The following is a 19,131-nucleotide window of genomic DNA, read 5'->3' as shown; positions in this document are numbered from 1 at the left end:
ACACTACCTTCAAAAATTACTTAATGCTGCCTTCAAATCGGACTTTATTATTATAGGCAATAAAAGTTTTCACATTATAATTTTAGGAGTTTGTTTTTTATATGATATTTTACAAACAAAAACTCCAAACTTTCGTCAGGATTTAATCTTCTATTTTGTATTTTGTGATATCAAGTTCAAAATCAAATAATTCTTTTGGATGAACTTGTAATGCAACCGCAAATTTTAGAAGTGTTCTTAATGTTAAATTTATCTTGCCCGATTCGTACTTGCTTATATCAGCTGTATCAATTCCTGTTAAAAATCCCAACTCTTGTTGGGTTAGTTTCTTTTTAGTTCTAATAATTGAAATTCTCTTTCCAATATGAATTCTCAAGTCTTTACTAATATCCATACTTGCTAATATTTAAAGCAAAGTGCAATATTTTAATAAAAATTATATTGGGATATATCCCAATATTGGAAAATATTATTATATTTGTAAAACATTATATCAAAAAGATGTAATTTTGCGATACTTCAACGAAAAATAGAAGCTATTGCTTAGAATCTCAATTCGAAAACTGGTAATTTTTACATGCGAGAGGATAAGTAAGTAAGCTCACGACCTAGGCGTGGGTTTCTTCCTCTTATCTGCATGTAGGTATACCAGTACCCCGAATTAGATAATGTAGAGTACCCATGCCGTTTTTGTTTCTATGCAGTTCCATACATTCTACACTATTAAAAACTCTAAGTTCAACTTTTGAAAATATAAGAGTATGCATTGACAGGTACAATGGTTGCGCAGCCATTGAGAGCTTTACAGGCTTTTTAAGAAAAACATACATGTTAATATTTTTCGGAGCTTTCTTAAGCTGCCGATGCTAAGGAAGTATCTGGAATTTTTGCAAAACATAAAGTAACCATAAAAAACCCATGAAAACGAGTATAGAATATAACAACGATTCGTAGAAGCCAATTATCAGATTGATCAGAAAATAGAAAAGCCCTTTCCGCAAAAGTTGACAGCTGGTGCAGGAAAGAGCAGTTAGTTATAATAAGTTTATTAAACCCAACAAATTTATGAAAAAATCCTATACCAGCATAGGGCGCGTTTTATGTGTCCTTATGCTGACGGTAGCAGGCGTCTCTTTTCATGCACAGGTACAGAGCAATTCTGATACTATTTCCCGAAAGAATACCCCTGAAGCTTCCGTAATCAGGGAAAAGACCGATACCTTATCCCCTTTAAATAAACCTCTTTCGGAAAAAGTAAGCAGCATTGAAGAAGTACTGCTAAATGCAGGATATTATAAGGTCAAAGATAAAGAACGCACCGGAAGCATAGCCAAAGTTTCAGCTAAGGATATCGAAAACCAGCCCGTCACCAATGTGCTATCCGCAGCTCAGGTAAGAATGTCAGGAGTAAGCATTACCCAGAACACCGGAACTCCCGGAGGCGGATTTGATATCCAGATCAGGGGAAAGAACAGTATCCGTCGTGAGGGCAATGAGCCTTTATATATTATAGACGGTGTTCCCCAGGCTTCCGAAACCCCTTCGTTGTATTCTAATAAGATCCTTCCGTGGTCCTCTATCAATCCCCTGAATGCTATCAATCCGAATGATATTGAGAGCTTTGAGATTTTAAAAGATGCTGATGCAACAGCCATTTACGGATCAAGAGGAGCCAACGGGGTGATCATTGTAACCACTAAAAGAGGAAATAAAGGACGATCTGAGCTCAAGCTTAATACCTCGTATTCCTTAAGCAGGATTACCAGGTCTATGGAAATGATGAACACGGAGCAGTACATCAGTATGCGCCGGCAGGCATTCCAGAATGATAATGTAGCCTATCCCGCTACCATGTATGACATCAACGGAACCTGGGACCAGATGAGGTACACCAACTGGCAGAAGGAACTGATCGGAAACATGGCAGATGCCTACGGCGTTCAGTTGTCAATGAACGGGGGGGGTGAAAATTTTTCTTACCAGATCAGTTATGGCCATAATGAGCAGACCTCTGTTTTGCCTGCTGATTTCAGGTATAAAACCAATAACATCAATGCCAATTTCAGTTATCTTACTCCCGACAGGAGAATAGAATTTAGCCTGGTAAATACCTTCTCTTTTCAGCAGAACAATGTGCAGAATGATGACCTTACCTTGAAAAGTATTATGCTGAGCCCCAATGCTCCGGCACTTTATACCGCAGACGGGAGCATCAACTGGGAGAACGGAACATTTAACAATCCCGTGGCTTCGCTTCTGAGCGAGTATTCAAATAAGATCGCCTACTTTAATAACGGCCTTAATGTGTCCTATAAGCTGTTTCCTTTCCTATCATTAAAAATGAACGCCGGAATCAGCTATCAGAATTTCGAAGAACGTTCGATAAAGCCCCATACGATCAATAATCCTTCATTCGGACAAACCAGCATGAATTCTACCTCTTCCAGGAATAACCAGGTCAATTTTTCCTATATCCTCGAACCCCAGCTGGTGGGAGCCTACAAAATAGGAAATCACCAGTTTGAATTTTTATTGGGAGCAACCCTGCAAAAAACACAATCGGAACAGGGAGCTATCCAGGGAAAAGGCTTTGAGAGCAACACTTTGATTGATAATATCGGAGCCGCCAGCGTAAAAACCATCTCCGATCAGGTTCGCAGCCAGTATAACTATACAGCCGTTTTTGCCCGCTTTAACTACCAGCTGAAAAAAAGATATATTGTGAATCTTACCGGAAGGCGTGACGGTTCCAGCCGTTTTGGAGCTAATAACCGTTTCGGAAACTTCGGAGCCGTAGGCGCGGCGTGGCTTTTCTCAGAAGAACCATTTCTGAAAGATGTAAAATGGCTGAGTCTGGGTAAGCTTCGGGGAAGCATCGGAACCACAGGAAATGATAAAATAGGAGATTACCAATATCTCAATACCTATATTATTTCATCGGGTATCTATAACGGGCAGACCGGTTTAAATCCGGCCCGTTTGTATAACCCTGATTTCAGCTGGGAGAAGACTCTGAAAAAAGAATTGGCTCTGGAATTAGGGCTATGGAATGGACGCTTTAATTTTTCCACGGCCTATTATGAAAACATTTCTTCCAACCAGCTGGTGGGTATTCCCCTTCCTGCCACCACTGGCTTTCCTTCCGTGCAGTCCAATCTTCCGGCAAAGATCAGGAATACAGGCTGGGAATTCGATACCTCGTTGCAGGTTTTGCGAAAAGGAAAATTCAGGTATGAAACCTCTTTTAACCTGAGCATTCCTAAGAATACGCTTGTAGAATTCCCGAATCTCGAAGGCTCTACATATTCCAATCAGTATGTGATCGGATATCCTACCACCATTGCCAAAGTCTACCAGTATGAAGGCATAGACCCTGCAACCGGGCTTTACAAGTTTACAGATTTCAATGGTGACGGCAAGATTACTTCCCCTGACGATAATAAGACAGTAGAAAAGCTGGGTGTCCGGTTTTTCGGGGGATGGTCGAATCAATTCAGATGGGGAAACTGGTCAGCATCTTTCCTGTGGCAGTTTGTAAAACAGAGAAACTGGAATTACAACCGCCAGATGCTTCTGCCCGGAGCACTCAGCAATCAGCCTGTAGAAGTACTGGATGCATGGTCACCATCTAACCCGGGAGGCAGCTATATGGAATATTCAGCAGGGTACAACCCCCAGAAGCTTTCCCTGCATGGGTTCTTCCAGAACTCAACAGCGGCAATAAGTGATGCTTCCTATATCAGGCTGAAGAATGTACAGCTTAACTACCGCATTCCCATGCAAAAGCTGGGCATCAAAGAAGCTATGATCTATGTGCAGGGACAAAACCTTCTGGCCATCACCAATTATTTTGGAATGGACCCGGAGTTTTATCTCGTAGGCTACCTTCCACCCCTTAAAACCTATTCCCTGGGATTCCAGGTGACTTTTTAACGATTAAGATTGATGATTAGTGATTAAAAATTAAAGATAAAGATTTGGGATCATTAACGATTGAGATGATTGAAGATTTATATGTAATAACTCCAAATAACCAACAACAATGAAAAATATTATAGACTCTATCATAGCGCTTCTTTTGATGCTTTATGCTGCTTTAAGCGCAGTATCGTGTGAGAAATTCATAGAAACAGATTTTCCGAACAACCAGCTCGCCACAGAGCAGGTATTTGAAGATGAGAAAACCGCAGATGCTGCGCTCACGGGACTGTACTCAGGACTATGGACCGGTTCAGTGATCAGTGGCACGACAGACGGTTCCGGTGCTTTACTGGGAAATTATACCGATGATATTATCTGTGTTTTCACCACTGCCGGAAACGGAATCCTGGATATCTACCATAACCAGCCACTGGCAACCAATGCTACCGTGAGCCAGGTATGGACGACGGCTTATCAGCAGGTGTATATGGCCAACAGCATCATAGAAGGCGTAGAAAAATCCAAAAGCCTTTCTTTAGCAGCAAAACACAGGATAAAAGGCGAAGCCATGCTGATCCGCAGTCTTATTTACCATTACCTGTACCAGATGTATGGTGAGATTCCCTACACTACTATGACAGATTATGTGTATAACTCAACCTTAAGCAGAATGCCTAAGACTGAATTCCTGTCAAGGCTGGAAACCGATATTTCGGAAGCGGTGAACCTTCTGCCTTCAGCATACCGAAATGCAGAAAGAATTTATGTGAACAAAGCAGCAGGCTTGGTTTTACAGGCCAAAATGAAAATGATGCTGGGAAAATGGCAGGAAACAGAAGCTTTATGCCAAACGGTCATCCAGAATACTGACTATGTTTTTCAAAATGACCTTTCCAAAGTATTTCAGAAAGCAGGAAAGCATATTATCTGGCAGCTGAAACCTAAGAACAATACTGACCCGACAAGCGAAGCTGTACTTTATAATTTTGTGGGCGCACCTACCTCATTTATTTTGAATCCGGATCTTATAGGTTCTTTTTCAGCCATCGATCTTCGAAGGCAAAACTATTTTACCCCTGTCGTATTTGGTTCGCAGACCAATTATAAGCAGACTAAATACAAAGTAACAACCACTACTAACATGACAGAGTATTCCGTCATTTATAGACTGGAGGACGTGTACCTGATGCTGGCAGAAGCTTTAACCATGCAGAGCAAAACAGCCCAGGCGGTTCCTTTGATCAATCAGACAAGACAAAGGGCAGGATTAGCACCGCTTGGTACTGCCATTTCACAGACTCAGGCGATGGAAGAAATTAAAAATGAAAGAAGAAAAGAATTTTTTGCAGAACACGGAAGCCGGTTTATTGACCTTAAAAGATGGGGACAATTGGACCTTTTACAAACGGTAAAGCCTAACTGGAAAACAACCAATCAATATTTGCCGTTGCCGCAGAAAGAAATGCTTTTGAATAGTCACTTAACACCACAAAATGATGGATATTAAGGCGTCACATATTGATTATATCACTTTCAAATCTTTCCTAAGGCGAAATTTCTCTGTAGTAGTATGGATATTATGGATATTTCTTCTCTTTATTATACCACAAAACCTTTCAGCCCAGCGGTATGAGCATCTGGAAAAGCTGGTTAAGGATACCGAAGAAATGAAATTTCCCGAGGCTTCTGATAACGGTAAATGGCTGGCATGGTATATATTCTCTGCTGACAGGACAAAGAATATGATACTGCAAAGCACAGGGGAGAAGGGTTATAGATTGGAAAGAAAAAATATTGATTTTATCATGTTTGTGGGGAACGATCTCGCGATACAAGAAAAAGTTACATTGGAGTATCTTAATCCCGAAACCGGAAAATCCCGTTTTTTTCAACACGTAAAAAAGTTTATCTACAATAAACAGCAGCATACCTTTATGGTGCTGTATACTGAAAAAGATGGAAGCAGGCTGGAAGTTTATGATACTGATCTTAGCTTTCGACAAAGTATTTCCGGTATTCAGCATATCTATTCTGAAGGGGATGAGACCATTGCCAGGAGAAAGACAGGTGATCTGAATGAAGCATTAATTTTAAAGAATGGAGTTTTTGAAACGATCTTTTCGACCCATGATGAGCTGAGCAATATTTTACCTTCAGGAATGAAACAGAAAGGCTTTGTGATTCAGACCCGAAAGAAAGGCAAGACCAACCTCTATTATGTTTCTCAGGATAAAAAACAATATGTGTTTGACGGAAGCAGGTACGCTGACTATGATCAGATGATGCTGAATCCTTCGCGTTCTGACAATAGTGTTGTTCTTAAGTTAGGAAAGAGAATCCCGCCTGCAAAAGGAATGGTTGATATCTGGTACGGAACGGACTTCGAACTTAAGAAACATGCAAAGGCGGTAACCGAATACATCCAGTTGGACTGGGACCCGGTAAGCGGGAGACAGGTTCTGATAACCCGTCCCGGATATTTCGGGGAGACTGCTATCGGGAATTCACGCTACCTGATGTATGAAACCGATAAGCAGCAGGTGGATAAAATGGATAAAGCAGGAGGAAATAGCTTTGACAGGCTGTATCTCTGGAATGCGGTAACCGATACCTATACCCTGATTACGGACCTGCAGAAACGGATGGTAATCTCACCATCCGGTCAGTACCTGTTAATTCAGAAGGAAAAAAACTGGCAGCTGTGCAATACGCTAACCCTGGTGATGGAAGATGTAAAGGTTTCTGCGGCCATGGTTCCTTATTTTACCTCCGAGAAAGAGGTTGTGTGGGTAGGAGGAAACAGGATTACTGAATATAATCTGGCTACTCAGAAAATGAAAGAAGTATTTATCGCAGGCGAAGAATCTGAAGTTGAGCTGGTGGATTTTACAAGAGCCAGTACGGAATTAGGATACGGTAGAGACTTCAGAACCGTAGATATCAAAAAGAGCTTGCTGTTAAAAATCACTGATCCGAAGACCAGTCATATCACTTATGCCGGTTTAAGAAACAGGCAACTGCAAATCATCCAAAAGCCTACCCCTAATGAGATCACGGCATTTAAAAAGCTGAATCAGGGTGAAAATTATTACTGGATTGAGGAAAGCTATAATAAACGGCCAAGGCTTGTAGTAAAGAAAGAGAAAGAAAATCCAAAAGTTCTTTATGTTTCAGATCAGAAGAATCAGAAATTTGAACAGGCAGAGCTTATTAAAATTTCCTACAAAGGCTCGGATGGAAAAACCATAAGCGGAGCTTTGTATATGCCGATGAATTATGACCGCTCAAAAAAATACCCCGTTGTTATCCATGTGTATGAGAAGCAGGATTATATGACCAAAAGATTCCTGCGACCTTCCTTCTCGAATCCCACAGGGCTGAATATCCCGCTGTTGATGGAGGAGGGCTTCGCCGTACTGCTTGCTGATATCTCGCAATCTGATAAAGGAGCAGGAATTTCATCACTGGAAAGCATTAATAATACCTTAGACGAATTACAAAAGATTAGGAATGTAGATATGACAAAGATTGGACTCATGGGGCAATCTTTTGGCGGGTATGAAACTAACTTTATTGCGGGTCATTCAAACCGTTTTGCAGCCTATGTCTCAGGATCAGCAGTTTCTGATGTGGTACGGACTTATTATGCGTACAATTATCATTTTAATGCTCCCGACTATTACAGGTATGAAGGACGCCAATATTGGTTTAAAGCTACACTGGCAGAAAATCCTGAAAAATATATCAAAAATAATCCGATAATGTTTGTTCAGAATGTCAGTGCGCCGATGCTGTTGTGGACAGGGACTGATGATGGAAACGTAAGTCCTGAAGGGACCAAATCGATGTTTATTGCCTTAAGAAAATACCGGAAACCGGTTATTGCCTTGTTTTATGATAAAGAAGGTCACAGTCTGAGTAAGGCAGAAGCACAGAAAGACCTGACCCTGAAAATTCTGGATTGGTTTAATTATCATTTAAAGGATGAAAGAAATATCCCCTGGATACAGAAATACATAAAGGGTGCTCAATAAAGTGCACCCTTCTTTTAGTAGTTAGTAATAGCTAACAGTTAAGGAATTCTGAATAATTCTGTTTCGCAACTGGATTCATACAGGTCATGGACACCAGAAGCGTCACTTACTGTACAGACAATACCAGTATTATCTGTCGTACAAAGCTGACTTGTCATGACACAAGGCTGTTCCGGATTTTCAAGATCAATTTTCCATCCAGGAATATCAGCTTTTTTAGTCTCTGATGCTACATTAGTAGCATACGCGCTGCCTGCTCCGATTAACAGGATAGCCAATGGCAATGCGATTTTTCTCATTTTTTTCATTGTTATAAATTTATTATTGGTGCCTACTCTTTGTACAGGTTTTCGGCTTCCCCTGAAATGAAATTTTGAGTGATGTTTTGCGCAAAACGATATCTGATCAGTTCATTTTCTATCATTACATACAATTGGTTTCCCTGTATGGTAAATTGTACACGTTGCTCCTTATTTCTGTTGGGAATACTGATACTTCCAAGGTACTTCTGCTCGTGAATGGAATATAGATCAAGTATAATGGCTTTTTTACCCCTGTCTTTTTCCAGCTTTCCTTTGCGGTCCGACTCCACAAACAGAACTCCTTTATAGGCAATTGACCTTTTGTTGACCACCAGCGGATTGTTAAGCTTTCTGCTGCCATCGGCTAAGTGGGAAAGACCTAGCTGCGGGATGCTGACGGTATCAATAGTCCTGAATACATGTTTTGATTTCAGATTTCGATCAGTAACTACAAACATGTTCTTATAATGGTAAACATAAACAACCTTACCAGTAAAAGAATCATAATTTAATTGCCCATCGGGTTCAAAAAAACCTTCTTTATTCTTTTCCAAAAGCTCTGGATTAAACATTACAGAATCCTTGTTTCCTCTACTGATAGTCCCAAGGCTCTGAATCTGCTTTTTGCGGTGGAAAGCACCTATGAGAAAGTTATTATGATCAATTCTTTTGGCTTTCCTGAAATAGGTCTTTCCTATATTTTGCTCAGTGAGCTTATTGCTTCCGGTTGTTCCTTCAAAAATGATCGGGATTGTTCCGTCATATAATGTGATTAGCCCGTTTGTTACTTCAAGTAGGGGGGATCTGAAATTAATGTCTGTACGGTTGAGTTGCAGATTCCTCCGTTCTATTCCTGTAAAATGGGTAATCTTTGTGAGTGAGAACGGTGCTGTGTAATTCCCAAGATATAGGGTATCGCTTGAAAAGCCGGCAAAATAATAGGAGTTCAGTTTTAAATCATACGTACCATTTTTAAGAATAGGATGCTGTAAAAATCTTCTTTGAAAACCATTATCTTTCTTAAGAATATATTCTGACTTTTGATACATGATGAGCATTGCGGTGATACAGAGCCCTGCTGTGATTAGAAGGCTGAAGAAGAGCTTTCCTTGTTTTTTGTGGTTTGCATACGTGTTGATACTAAGGGCAACTACAGCAACCAGGACACATATCAGATTAAAAATGAGATGTGTTTGCCAATCCATTTTTTCAAGAATTCCACCGCAGGAACAGGGAATAAACTCACTATAATTGAGGATAAGATAAATATAGATACTAAAGAGAAGCATCAGTATGTAGGAACCGTACAATCCAATGAATCTCGTTTTATCAAATATCAAAAAGAAGCAGACCAAAAGTTCAAGGAAAAGTATTCCATAGGTAATTATTATAGCATAAGCACTTAACAATGGAGACTGGGCGATTTGAACCTGAAAGTTTTCAAAATCAAATATTTTGCTGATGGCTGCGTAGCAAAACAGAAGGATAAAAAAATAAGCAATCCATATGGCAAGTTGTGTCAGTTTCTTTTTCATAATAAGATTTTAACAATGGTATAACAATATCCAGCGTACTTTTACGCCACAATAGGTAGGCATAGCAGATTTTTCGTTTACCGTGATAGTCGTAGTGAAAGTCCCTGTGATTTTCCATATTCCACTAACGGGACATTCTTTTCCCGATTCAATGATGAGTAGCGGCTGAGTTTCCATATTGGTTCAAAGTTTGGTTACTTACTGATTTTCCAGTTATCCCGATCTTTTGGAGGGTCGGTTTCACCGATTTCCGATTCTTTTTCAAGTTGAGCACTGTCTGATTTTAAGACGATTCTTTCAGTCGTAATGATAGGTACATCCGGATACGGAATATGCGGTAGGCTTTCTTCGCGACAGGATGAAATGACAATTGAAAGTAAAATTCCTGCAACAATATGCAGTGTTAATATTCTGGTTTTCATGATTAAGGGATTAAAAAATTAACAATCCCCGGCCGGTAGTTTTTTAGAATTCTGAAAGCGAATTTAGAGCATGAATTTTTCGAAAAAAAAGGTTGATAGAGCCCATTTATAAATTTTTAGGAGCCTATTTATAAATAGGCTCCATATGTAGTAATAATATAATTAATTGTAAATCAGATGTTTTTATTGAATTTGTTAAGTGTAATTCCTAAAGTGAAGAAATAATTTTTTGCTTGATTCATTTTGCTTAATTTTGAATGATATTTATAATATCATTGACATTATATTGTTAAATTGTTTTTATTTTGAAAATAATATTCTGTTTTTTCGTGTTCTTTTCCTTTTTAGTTAATGGTCAGGAATATTCTGATTACAGGGTACGTTATGATAATTTTGAAGAAAACGATGAACGTGCTCTTGAGTTTGTCAATGCATATATTAAAGAAGCGAAAGTATTTAAAAATTATAAGGAGCTAACCCAGGCGTATCGGGACGCTGTCAGCTTTTCAAGAAATAAAAAAATAGAATATGCAGATAGTGCTGTATGGGCGGCATCCCAAGCAAGTGACCCTGATCTTATTGGAAATTCCTACCTAACAAAAGGAAGTGTTTACTATTTTACCTACAGAAAGTATCAGAAGGCTCTTGATGAGTATCTGAGGGCTTGGCAATACTTAAGCAAAAGTAAGGATCCCTATCTGTATTATAAAAATATGTACCATATAGGAGTTGTCAAAAGTTATCTTGGATATTATGAAGAAGCTTTTACCCTTTTTTCAAAGTGCCTTTCTTATTATAGAGATACAAACATTCCTGCGGAATTTTCCAACCTCCGGTATAATATGAAGAAGGGATATCTGAACAGCCTTCACCAGATGGCTATTTGCCTGTTTTATATGAAAAAAATAAAAGAAGTTTCCCAGCTCATTAATGAAGGATTACAAGCTTCAGCCGGAGATAAAAATTTTTATATAGAAAGAAGCTATTTTTATAAGCTCAGCGGGATTTTAGCTTATCTAAGGGAAAATGACAAAGAAGCCTTATATGACTTTAACATCGCTTTAGCAGGGATTGAAAAGAAAAGTGATTTTACTAATACATCGCTGATCTATTATTTAAAAGGTAAAATTCTATTAAGAAGCCGCAAAGAAAATGAGGGTATGAATTATTTAGAAAAAGTAGATAGTATTTTCCTGAAGCGAAATTTTGCCCATCCTTCGGTAAGAGAGGTGTTTGAGCTGCTTATCACACATTACAAAGATAAAAATGACAATAAAAAAGAATTGTATTATACCAAACAATTATTGCAGTTTGACCAGGTGATGCATAATGATTTTAAATACCTCTCAGGAAAAATCATTAAAGAATATGATACCAATGACTTACTTACATCCAAAAAAAGACTGGAATCCTCAGCATTTTACGGATATATTGTGGCCGGGATTTCTTTCGGAGCTTTGCTTTTAATTTCTGTAAGATATTTCAAGGTGAAAAGAAGGGTTAAAAAGTACCAGATTGCCGGTGACCAGACTTTAGGAGAAGAGAACCATAAAGATATGGTTTCGACCAAACTATCTAAGTTGCCTGAGAACCTAGCAGATGAAATATTGGATAAGCTCAAAATAATGGAACAAAACAAATTTTATTTAGAAAAAGGGCTTACCCAAAATGAGCTTGCAAAAAGGCTAAAAACGAATACTGCTTATTTATCGGCGGTTATTAATGAATATAAAGGAACAAATTATAATACATATCTTAATAACTTGCGGATTGAGTATGTTAAGGAAATGCTAAGAACCAATGCGCAATGGAGGAAGTATTCCATTGATATCATAGCTTATGAATGCAGATTTTCGAACAGATCCCATTTCGCCAAAATCTTTACTGAGTTAACTACTTTCAGTCCCCTGGAGTTTATTCAAAAAATTAAGGATGAGACCGGTAATCCTTAGCTTTATTATGGCTAATCACCAATTTATCATTTTTAACAATTAAAAATTTCTACTTTTTATTTAAAATATGCAGACGAACTTGTTTTTTAAAAAGTGTAAGCGATTACAACTGAGTTTAGAGAAAAGACTTGAACAGATCGGTTTTGAGCAGAAAAATAATCCTATTGATTTATATGAGAGATCATTGATGGAAATTGATTCTGTAATAAGAATCATTAAACAGGAAGTAAGCTTATATGAGTTTTCAACTGTTGCAGACGAAGTTTATTTCTTCAAGGAAATCAAACCTGCTTTTATTTCGCAGTTTATTTATTTTTCAAAGCTTTTGTCGATTGAAGCCGCTAAACCTAATGCAGGAGAGTTAAGCCTGAAAGAATATTTTGAATGCGAATTGGAAGTATTGAAAAGCTTTTATGAAGATCATATCGATTTTTATGAGTACTATAGGCGTAAAGCCACCTATCTTGATCAAAAATATTTTGTCCGAAATCAGTTTGATCTGAAAACAAAAATAGAATCCGGTCTTTATGATTATGATGAAAAATTTGCTACCTCACATGACCACCTTATTTCTCAAATCATTGCCAATGATCGATTGGAAAGATATCTTTTGAAATCTATTGCTGAAATTAATGTATATGTATATGAAAAGATAGCTGATAAATCCCCGCTCCAATGGTCGGCTTCAAAATCTGCGCTGGTGGAACTTTTGTATGCGCTCCACAACACCCGGTCATTTAATGGGGGCAATATTGAGTTTAGCGAGATTATTAAATTTACTGAAAAGTCACTCAATATTAACCTGGGAAACTTTTATAAGACACTTCATGAGATAAAAAGCAGGAAAACCAACCCTACTAAATTCCTTCAGCTGCTCAGTGATCATTTGAATCAATCATTCCAGGATGGTGATCAATAGGCGTTTTTCCCTGTTTGTACACAATAAATCAAATTATTAGTACTTTTCCCACAATTCCTTTATTGATAAGGGGTATATAAAAATCTTTCGGTAGTACCGAAGACCTACCGAAAGAAATCCAGCCTGATTCCGAAAATTTGTCAAATAAACAATTTTTGAAATCATGGCAGTATCCATTATCACCAAAGAAGACCTTCAGCAATTCAAAATAGATCTGCTGGAAGGGATTAAAGAATTACTTCAGGTAAGAACGACAGAACAAAAATTATGGCTCCGTACTTCGGAGGTCAAAAAGCTTCTGAATATCTCTTCCGGGACCTTACAGAATCTTAGAATCAACGGAACCCTTTCTTATACGAAGATAGGGGGGATCTTGTATTATAATTACAAAGACATTGAGAAGCTGCTTACGGATTCTAAATAATCACAGAAAATAGGAAATCATGAATCAGACTAAAGATATCATTAGTTTTTTTGCGCATGTGATTAAAGATAACCGGCTACATCCATCCCATATCAGTATTTATGTTGCACTTTTTCAGTGCTGGAGCATGAACCGGTTTCAAAGCCCCTTTCGTATTTATCGTGGTGAGGTCATGAGATTGGGTAAGGTAAAATCCCTTGGAACCTATCATAAGTGTATTAAAGAATTACATCTGGCAGGATTCATTATGTATTCCCCTAGTTACGACCCTTATATTGGAAGCCTGGTTGATATTGTTGACTTTGAGGAGTCTGGAATTTCTGTACATAAAGCATTTCCGGAGCAAGAATTATTACTACCAAAAGAAAACAACTTTTCTGCACCTGAATTTCATGAAGTAGAATTATATTTTAATGAACGTGATCTACCTTCTGCTCAGGCATATGGGTTTTATTCGTTTTATGATTCTCAGGGTTGGAAATTAAGTGACGGGAAATTAATGAACAGCTGGCAGGCTGCTGCAAGGAATTGGATTTCTAAGGAAAAAAATAGGTAGCTAAAATCAATAAAAGAAAGTAAATGAAAAAGATAGATCCGCAAACACCCCTTTGGAAGCTGACGGTCGAGGAATTTTTGGAAATTATCAAAAACTTTGATTCGGAAAACAGGCATGAATACGGGCTCAAAGGATTAGCAAAAGTTCTGGGATGTTCCGTTTCAAAAGCTTCGGAAATAAAATCCTCCGGAATGCTGGATGAAGCCATTATCCAAAAGGGGAAAATTATCATCATTGATAAGCAAAAAGTACTGGAAATTTTTGGCCGGAAGTAGCGATGTATTATCAGGAGCTTATACAAAAATTTTGGGAATTTGGCCCAAAAGCGCAATTGGGTACCACTGCTGTTGCAATATACCTGTATCTGCTGAAATTGGCAAATGATAATAACGGATACGATGTTACTGTTTCCGACGTAGCGATTGGTAATGCACTAGGACTAACAAGAAAAACGGTAAAATCTGCAAGAGAAGCGCTGCGGAACTCAGGGCTGGTCCGGTACGAAAGTAAAAATGGGTACTCCTCTTCTTACAGAATAGTTCCAGATTATCCTTTATCAATCCAAAAGGATAAAGAAGACCAAAAGGCAAAAAGAAAAAATAACCCTCGGATTCCGGTAATAGAAAAAATTGAAAATTTACCATCGGTTGGTTTATCTATAAGTATTCCTGAAACTACCGGGCAAAAAGTGAAAGCATCTTTTGATAATGATGCTCCTCAGCCTTTTAAAACAGTAGTCGGTAATCCTTCTTTAGAGGAATTTATGGCATACGCCTATACACTGAGTGGTTATGAAGAATCTATGGAATCTGATATTAAGGAAAAATATGCTTTGTGGGCAGGTCAAGATTGGTGCAATAATTTAGGAAAACCGATAACTAACTGGAAATCCTCATTGAAAAATCTTTTGCCCTATATAAAAAACAGGACTGATAATGAACAACTGTCTTTAGAGTCAATCCCTGTTATTAAACCTCCAAAGTGATCCTTAAAAAATGTAAGTGTTGATGTTTATCTATTTAAAATTTTAAAACTGTAAAAATGAAACTATCAGAATTAAATCCTGGACAGAAAGTAAGTCTCAATGGAATTCTTGCCCAGTATCAGGGAATTCAAAAAGTTAGAATACCCAATTTCGGGAAAGTGGAGAAAAGAGTTTTCAGGGCAGATGAGACAGGAGATTACCTGTATTATAATCTTAATGAGGGTTCAAAAACATTAAAAAGTGAGAAAATTAAATTGCTGTAAGATTTTTCGATCAGAATGAAGTTACCCTAAGCAGAACAAAATTAAAGTACACAACAAAAATAGATTATGGCTATTCCGGAAAAAGATTTAAGACTTGTTAGAAAGATTTTTGAGGATAAAGACGAGAGAATTCCCGAAAGAATACGCCTGGGTAATCATTTTGTGGACGATTTTATTTTTGAAGGCCAAGAGGCCGCTGATATTCCCATCAATGCGCTTCGTGTTATTTTTAATATTATCTCGATTATCAGTAGTGAGCAGTTCCGCCCTGAAGACCGTCCAAAGCAGCTCTCTTTATTTGATGAAGAATTTGAAACCGAAAATAATATTTTTGCCTCTATTAAAATCAGGAACAGTAAAATCTCTCCGAGTGGCTCAACCAGGCAGGTTGTGGAAGCCTATGAGTTTCTTGCCCGGTTCAAAATGGGCTGGTATAAATCTGTAAACTCAAAAGGAAAAGAGATTAGAACATTCGGTGGGCTTATTTCCAACCCGAGTTACGACCAACGTGGATATACCAGCTTTCTGATCAGCAGCTACTGGTTGAAAAAGCTGATGATTATACCTGAGTATAACTACATCCTTTACAATCTGGTGTATAACATCAGAAACAACAAGCATATTATTTTTGCCATCTGGCTTTCAAAACTTCCAGAAGGTGGAACCACCATGAAACTTTCGTCACTGAACAAAAAGTTTGGGCTGAACTATAAAACCGCGAATGATTTTTGTTTCAAGTTCCTCAAAACTGCAAAAATAAATTTCAACAGGTATAATACTCTTTCATTCAATTATCATTACAAAGATGATTCTATTTTCATTCATCCTTTTTACAATAAAATAGTAGGCGGTACCGATATGTCGGAGCAGACAGCAGAGAAATCAAAAATTGCAAAGAGGCTCTATTATTTTCAGAAAAGGTATGGCCTGGGACAACGGGAAATGCTCCAGTTTTCCTACCAATACAAGACTATTCCGCAAACCCGTCAACTTATAGAAAAGGCTTTTGGCGAATTTATAAGGATGAACAGGCTGAAAGGGACAAAATCCACGAATTATCAAGGAACGGCTTTTTTAAACAAAATACAGGAACTTATTATACGGCTATACAGGGAAACAAAAATGGGGGAAATACTGCCTAATGGTTATCCCGTGATTCTCTGATTTCGGAATTGCGCTCATCCGTATTTCGGATTTGTACTCATTCTGAATTCGGAATTGCACTCACTGAAGTTAAGAAAATGTTAAAATTAGACATTTTATGAAGCTGATTTCGGAATTGCACTCATTTCGGAATTGTAAAGCTGGTGAAAATGGTAGATAAAGTGAAAACAAGAGATGAAATTAGGATTCTATTCGGAATTGCACTCGTCTGATAAAAGACATTTTTTCGGAATTGGACTCATCTATCTTTCGGATTTGTACTCATTTGGAATTCGGAATTGCGCTCATTTGAAAATCATTGCAAACGCTTTGCGACAGGCAGATACCACGAACTATTAAAAGTTTATTTAAAAGATAATAAAAGTCTTTTTTTTATTAAAAGGAAAATCCAGGGTAAAAAATTGCTTTAAAAAGAAAAAAAATGAATTGCGAAAAAATCAAACAAAAAGTCGGAATCCGGACGGTTTTAGAATCCTTCAATCTTTTTCCGGTGAAAGAAAACGGGAAAACTGCCTTTTATTTTGCGCTCGACAGGGACGAAAAGATTCCCAGTCTTTCTGTCGATTTTATAAAAAATGTTGCATTCGACTTTGGAACAGGAAAGAGTTATGATGTCATTTCTATTGTTCAGCAGGTAAGTCAATGTTCTGTTTCGGAAGCTTTGAAATACCTTGGAAAATTTGATTTTTCAATACAGGATCAAAAACAAAAGGAAGAGATTACAACACGGCCTCATTACAGGATATTGGAAGTAAAAAGAATCGGGCATCCGGTTTTAATTCAATATCTGAAATCAAGGAAAGTTTATCAGCAGGTAGATCTGGTTAAAGAGTTGCATTATGAATTAAATGGGAAAAATTATTTCGGAATTGCCTTTGAAAATAATTCAGGTGGTTTTGAAATCCGCAATGCGTATTCAAAAATCTGTTTAGGTAAGAAAGATCTGACTTTGATTCAGGGCGAACAAAATAATAAAGAAATTGCAGTATTTGAGGGTTTTTTAGATTATCTGACCTTCAAAAATATAGAAAAAACTAAAAATTCTGATTATCTGATTCTTAATTCTACGGTAATGCTTTTCAAAGCAATGAAAAGGCTTAATGAATATGACAAAATTTACCTTTTTCTTGATAATGATGCTAATGGAAATATCACTAAAAACAAAATATTAACGAAGTATGAAAATGTGGAAGATTGTTCTTTAATTTATCGAGATTTTAAGGATCTTAATGAGTGGTTTTGCCAAAGTATATAATGAGTAACTAGTCTTGAATGCTTATTATAGAGTGTTGTAACGTCCTGAAAAACTGATACAGGATTAAACAAATAAAAAATATTTATTGAGCAGTGCAGATACTTTTATTTGCACTGCTTTTCTTTTTATAAGATTTTGGTATTAGAACCTGCTGCTGATGCATCTGTGTAGGTGTTAAATAATGATTTGATAAGTGAGGTCTTAGCTCATTATAAATTTTAACTACCTGTTCAACCAAAATCTTTTGGGTATTCAAATCTACATTAAATTTATCAATATCATACTCTTGTTTTAAAATTCCGTTGACCCTTTCCGCTATGGCATTCTCATAAGGGTCAGATTCCTGGGTCATGCTGCAAAGGATCTTACTTTTGTTCAGTATCTTTTGATAATCATTAGAGCAATACTGTAAACCTCTGTCTGAATGATGGATAAGCTTTGTTGGTTTTTCTTTTCTTAAAGCCGTTTTCAAGGCTCTCAAAGCAGATTCTGTTGCCAGAGAATCTGATACATCATAACCGACAATTTTTCTGGAATAAGCATCGGTTATCAGACTTAAATACGATGGGTTTTCCCTATTTCCCAGGTAAGTAATGTCTGATACCCATACCTCATTTGGCTTTTGAATGCTGTATTCTTTGATCAGATTTTTGTGCTTTTTAAAACGGTGATACGAATTGGTAGTCTTATGATAACTTCTTTTAGGAATGACCAACAAATGATTGGCCCTTAATATATCAAAGAATTTATCTCTGCCTATTCTCAGATTCTCAAGCTTGTTTCTTAAAAGAAAATACAGTTTTTTGCCACCCATTTTGGGGTGAATCATTCGTAATTGCTCTACCCAAAAGACAATGTCCTGTGCCATTTGCCTTCGGCTGTTTTTGCGTTTAACATTGCGGTAATAAACCTGTCGGTCCACCCCGAACAACTGACAGGCGAAACTTATGGTTTCTTTTTGTTGTTTCCGGAAAGATTCGATAGTTCGGGTGGTGAGTTTTTTCTTATGTCAATATGGTATTCCTGCTCGGCAAGTTCAATCATCATATCGAAGATGATGGCCTTCTTATCGGCTATATAAGATTGTTTCTCAAGTAGTGTTTTCTGTTTTTCCAAAAGCTTTACTTTCGCTTCCAGCTCCATGACTTTTTGTTCCGGTGATTTTGGCATATTCGATGGTGTTTGGTTTTCCCAATCAAAGTTACCAAATTTTCTGAGCCAGTTTACAACCGTGCTCCTTGACTGAATGCCATATTTGCGACAGACCATAACAGTCGAAACTTCACCTGACTCAATTTCCCTTACAACGCCAAGCTTAAATGACATACTGTAATCGCATTGAGTACGTTTTACATAATTTGGTTTTTCTTCCATAATAACGATTCTTTTTTTTGTATCG

19 protein-coding genes are annotated in these 19,131 nt (G+C 37.5%); 12 read left to right on the top strand and 7 right to left on the bottom strand.

What is annotated here, in order from left to right:
* Positions 1-142: 142 nt before the first annotated feature.
* Positions 143-394 (bottom strand): helix-turn-helix domain-containing protein, encoded by a 252-nt coding sequence (locus RHP76_RS12355; protein ID WP_105704237.1) that lies wholly within the window; start codon positions 392-394, stop codon positions 143-145.
* Between the two features lie 671 nt (positions 395-1,065).
* Between RHP76_RS12355 and RHP76_RS12350 the strand changes: the two genes are divergently transcribed.
* The 3 genes from RHP76_RS12350 to RHP76_RS12340 all read left to right on the top strand — a co-directional run bounded on the left by RHP76_RS12350 (position 1,066) and on the right by RHP76_RS12340 (position 7,955).
* Complete coding sequence (locus tag RHP76_RS12350) at positions 1,066-3,933, top strand: SusC/RagA family TonB-linked outer membrane protein (RefSeq protein WP_311228316.1); 2,868 nt, start codon at positions 1,066-1,068, stop codon at positions 3,931-3,933.
* Between the two features lie 109 nt (positions 3,934-4,042).
* Complete coding sequence (locus RHP76_RS12345; RefSeq protein WP_311228315.1) at positions 4,043-5,428, top strand: RagB/SusD family nutrient uptake outer membrane protein; 1,386 nt, start codon at positions 4,043-4,045, stop codon at positions 5,426-5,428.
* On the top strand, positions 5,415-7,955 hold the full coding sequence (locus RHP76_RS12340; RefSeq protein WP_311228314.1) for an alpha/beta hydrolase family protein: 2,541 nt from the start codon (positions 5,415-5,417) through the stop codon (positions 7,953-7,955). The genes RHP76_RS12345 and RHP76_RS12340 overlap by 14 nt, the downstream gene beginning before the upstream one ends.
* A gap of 38 nt (positions 7,956-7,993) precedes the next feature.
* Here RHP76_RS12340 and RHP76_RS12335 read toward each other — a convergent pair whose 3' ends face one another.
* Genes RHP76_RS12335 through RHP76_RS12320 form a run of 4 tightly spaced genes read right to left on the bottom strand, consistent with a single transcriptional unit; the run spans position 7,994 to position 10,214 of the window.
* Positions 7,994-8,263: a DUF6520 family protein gene (locus RHP76_RS12335; protein ID WP_050022320.1), complete on the bottom strand. Its 270-nt coding sequence runs from the start codon at positions 8,261-8,263 to the stop codon at positions 7,994-7,996.
* A 23-nt stretch (positions 8,264-8,286) separates the two neighbouring features.
* The gene (locus RHP76_RS12330; protein WP_311228313.1) at positions 8,287-9,792 is read right to left on the bottom strand and encodes a MauE/DoxX family redox-associated membrane protein; all 1,506 of its coding nucleotides are present in this window, start codon (positions 9,790-9,792) and stop codon (positions 8,287-8,289) included.
* Between the two features lie 9 nt (positions 9,793-9,801).
* Positions 9,802-9,969: a hypothetical protein gene (locus RHP76_RS12325; RefSeq protein ID WP_311228312.1), complete on the bottom strand. Its 168-nt coding sequence runs from the start codon at positions 9,967-9,969 to the stop codon at positions 9,802-9,804.
* 17 nt (positions 9,970-9,986) lie between these two features.
* Entirely contained in the window at positions 9,987-10,214 is a 228-nt protein-coding gene (locus RHP76_RS12320; protein ID WP_311228311.1) for a hypothetical protein, read from the bottom strand.
* Between the two features lie 305 nt (positions 10,215-10,519).
* Between RHP76_RS12320 and RHP76_RS12315 the strand changes: the two genes are divergently transcribed.
* The 9 genes from RHP76_RS12315 to RHP76_RS12275 all read left to right on the top strand — a co-directional run bounded on the left by RHP76_RS12315 (position 10,520) and on the right by RHP76_RS12275 (position 17,732).
* Complete coding sequence (locus tag RHP76_RS12315; protein WP_311228310.1) at positions 10,520-12,166, top strand: helix-turn-helix domain-containing protein; 1,647 nt, start codon at positions 10,520-10,522, stop codon at positions 12,164-12,166.
* Between the two features lie 67 nt (positions 12,167-12,233).
* On the top strand, positions 12,234-13,085 hold the full coding sequence (locus RHP76_RS12310; protein ID WP_311228309.1) for an RteC domain-containing protein: 852 nt from the start codon (positions 12,234-12,236) through the stop codon (positions 13,083-13,085).
* Between the two features lie 163 nt (positions 13,086-13,248).
* Positions 13,249-13,509 (top strand): helix-turn-helix domain-containing protein, encoded by a 261-nt coding sequence (locus tag RHP76_RS12305; RefSeq protein WP_311228308.1) that lies wholly within the window; start codon positions 13,249-13,251, stop codon positions 13,507-13,509.
* 19 nt (positions 13,510-13,528) lie between these two features.
* A complete protein-coding gene (locus RHP76_RS12300) occupies positions 13,529-14,065 on the top strand; it encodes a hypothetical protein (protein WP_311228307.1) in 537 nt (178 codons plus the stop codon).
* Positions 14,066-14,088: 23 nt separating this feature from the next.
* Positions 14,089-14,340 carry a DUF3853 family protein gene (locus RHP76_RS12295; protein ID WP_311228306.1) on the top strand — a complete coding sequence of 84 codons (252 nt, stop codon included), beginning with the start codon at positions 14,089-14,091 and terminating at the stop codon, positions 14,338-14,340.
* Positions 14,341-14,342: 2 nt separating this feature from the next.
* Entirely contained in the window at positions 14,343-15,050 is a 708-nt protein-coding gene (locus tag RHP76_RS12290) for a hypothetical protein (protein WP_311228305.1), read from the top strand.
* Between the two features lie 56 nt (positions 15,051-15,106).
* The gene (locus RHP76_RS12285) at positions 15,107-15,313 is read left to right on the top strand and encodes a hypothetical protein (RefSeq protein WP_311228304.1); all 207 of its coding nucleotides are present in this window, start codon (positions 15,107-15,109) and stop codon (positions 15,311-15,313) included.
* Positions 15,314-15,379: 66 nt separating this feature from the next.
* The gene (locus RHP76_RS12280) at positions 15,380-16,477 is read left to right on the top strand and encodes a hypothetical protein (protein ID WP_311228303.1); all 1,098 of its coding nucleotides are present in this window, start codon (positions 15,380-15,382) and stop codon (positions 16,475-16,477) included.
* 421 nt (positions 16,478-16,898) lie between these two features.
* Positions 16,899-17,732 carry a DUF8464 domain-containing protein gene (locus RHP76_RS12275; RefSeq protein WP_311228302.1) on the top strand — a complete coding sequence of 278 codons (834 nt, stop codon included), beginning with the start codon at positions 16,899-16,901 and terminating at the stop codon, positions 17,730-17,732.
* An 82-nt stretch (positions 17,733-17,814) separates the two neighbouring features.
* On the opposite strand, the gene RHP76_RS12270 is transcribed toward RHP76_RS12275, so the two are convergent.
* Entirely contained in the window at positions 17,815-18,654 is an 840-nt protein-coding gene (locus tag RHP76_RS12270; RefSeq protein ID WP_311228301.1) for an IS3 family transposase, read from the bottom strand.
* Between the two features lie 23 nt (positions 18,655-18,677).
* On the bottom strand, positions 18,678-19,106 hold the full coding sequence (locus tag RHP76_RS12265; protein ID WP_311228300.1) for a transposase: 429 nt from the start codon (positions 19,104-19,106) through the stop codon (positions 18,678-18,680).
* Positions 19,107-19,131 lie beyond the last annotated feature (25 nt).

It is taken from the genome of Chryseobacterium sp. SG20098, from assembly GCF_031844745.1.
In the GTDB taxonomy this organism is placed as follows: Bacteria; Bacteroidota; Bacteroidia; order Flavobacteriales; family Weeksellaceae; genus Chryseobacterium; species Chryseobacterium cucumeris.
Note: the sequence above shows the minus strand (reverse complement) of the source record. Positions and strands in the feature narration are given on the sequence as shown.

Excerpts from the sequence above, each read along its gene's own strand:
- RHP76_RS12290 (WP_311228305.1), top strand. The coding sequence starts at position 14,343 with ATGTATTATCAGGAGCTTATACAAAAATTTTGGGAATTTGGCCCAAAA.
- RHP76_RS12350 (WP_311228316.1), top strand. The coding sequence starts at position 1,066 with ATGAAAAAATCCTATACCAGCATAGGGCGCGTTTTATGTGTCCTTATG.
- RHP76_RS12330 (WP_311228313.1), bottom strand. The coding sequence starts at position 9,792 with ATGAAAAAGAAACTGACACAACTTGCCATATGGATTGCTTATTTTTTT.
- RHP76_RS12305 (WP_311228308.1), top strand. The coding sequence starts at position 13,249 with ATGGCAGTATCCATTATCACCAAAGAAGACCTTCAGCAATTCAAAATA.
- RHP76_RS12265 (WP_311228300.1), bottom strand. The coding sequence starts at position 19,106 with ATGGAAGAAAAACCAAATTATGTAAAACGTACTCAATGCGATTACAGT.
- RHP76_RS12285 (WP_311228304.1), top strand. The coding sequence starts at position 15,107 with ATGAAACTATCAGAATTAAATCCTGGACAGAAAGTAAGTCTCAATGGA.
- RHP76_RS12325 (WP_311228312.1), bottom strand. The coding sequence starts at position 9,969 with ATGGAAACTCAGCCGCTACTCATCATTGAATCGGGAAAAGAATGTCCC.
- RHP76_RS12275 (WP_311228302.1), top strand. The coding sequence starts at position 16,899 with ATGAATTGCGAAAAAATCAAACAAAAAGTCGGAATCCGGACGGTTTTA.
- RHP76_RS12320 (WP_311228311.1), bottom strand. The coding sequence starts at position 10,214 with ATGAAAACCAGAATATTAACACTGCATATTGTTGCAGGAATTTTACTT.
- RHP76_RS12340 (WP_311228314.1), top strand. The coding sequence starts at position 5,415 with ATGATGGATATTAAGGCGTCACATATTGATTATATCACTTTCAAATCT.
- RHP76_RS12355 (WP_105704237.1), bottom strand. The coding sequence starts at position 394 with ATGGATATTAGTAAAGACTTGAGAATTCATATTGGAAAGAGAATTTCA.
- RHP76_RS12295 (WP_311228306.1), top strand. The coding sequence starts at position 14,089 with ATGAAAAAGATAGATCCGCAAACACCCCTTTGGAAGCTGACGGTCGAG.
- RHP76_RS12300 (WP_311228307.1), top strand. The coding sequence starts at position 13,529 with ATGAATCAGACTAAAGATATCATTAGTTTTTTTGCGCATGTGATTAAA.
- RHP76_RS12345 (WP_311228315.1), top strand. The coding sequence starts at position 4,043 with ATGAAAAATATTATAGACTCTATCATAGCGCTTCTTTTGATGCTTTAT.
- RHP76_RS12280 (WP_311228303.1), top strand. The coding sequence starts at position 15,380 with ATGGCTATTCCGGAAAAAGATTTAAGACTTGTTAGAAAGATTTTTGAG.
- RHP76_RS12335 (WP_050022320.1), bottom strand. The coding sequence starts at position 8,263 with ATGAAAAAAATGAGAAAAATCGCATTGCCATTGGCTATCCTGTTAATC.
- RHP76_RS12310 (WP_311228309.1), top strand. The coding sequence starts at position 12,234 with ATGCAGACGAACTTGTTTTTTAAAAAGTGTAAGCGATTACAACTGAGT.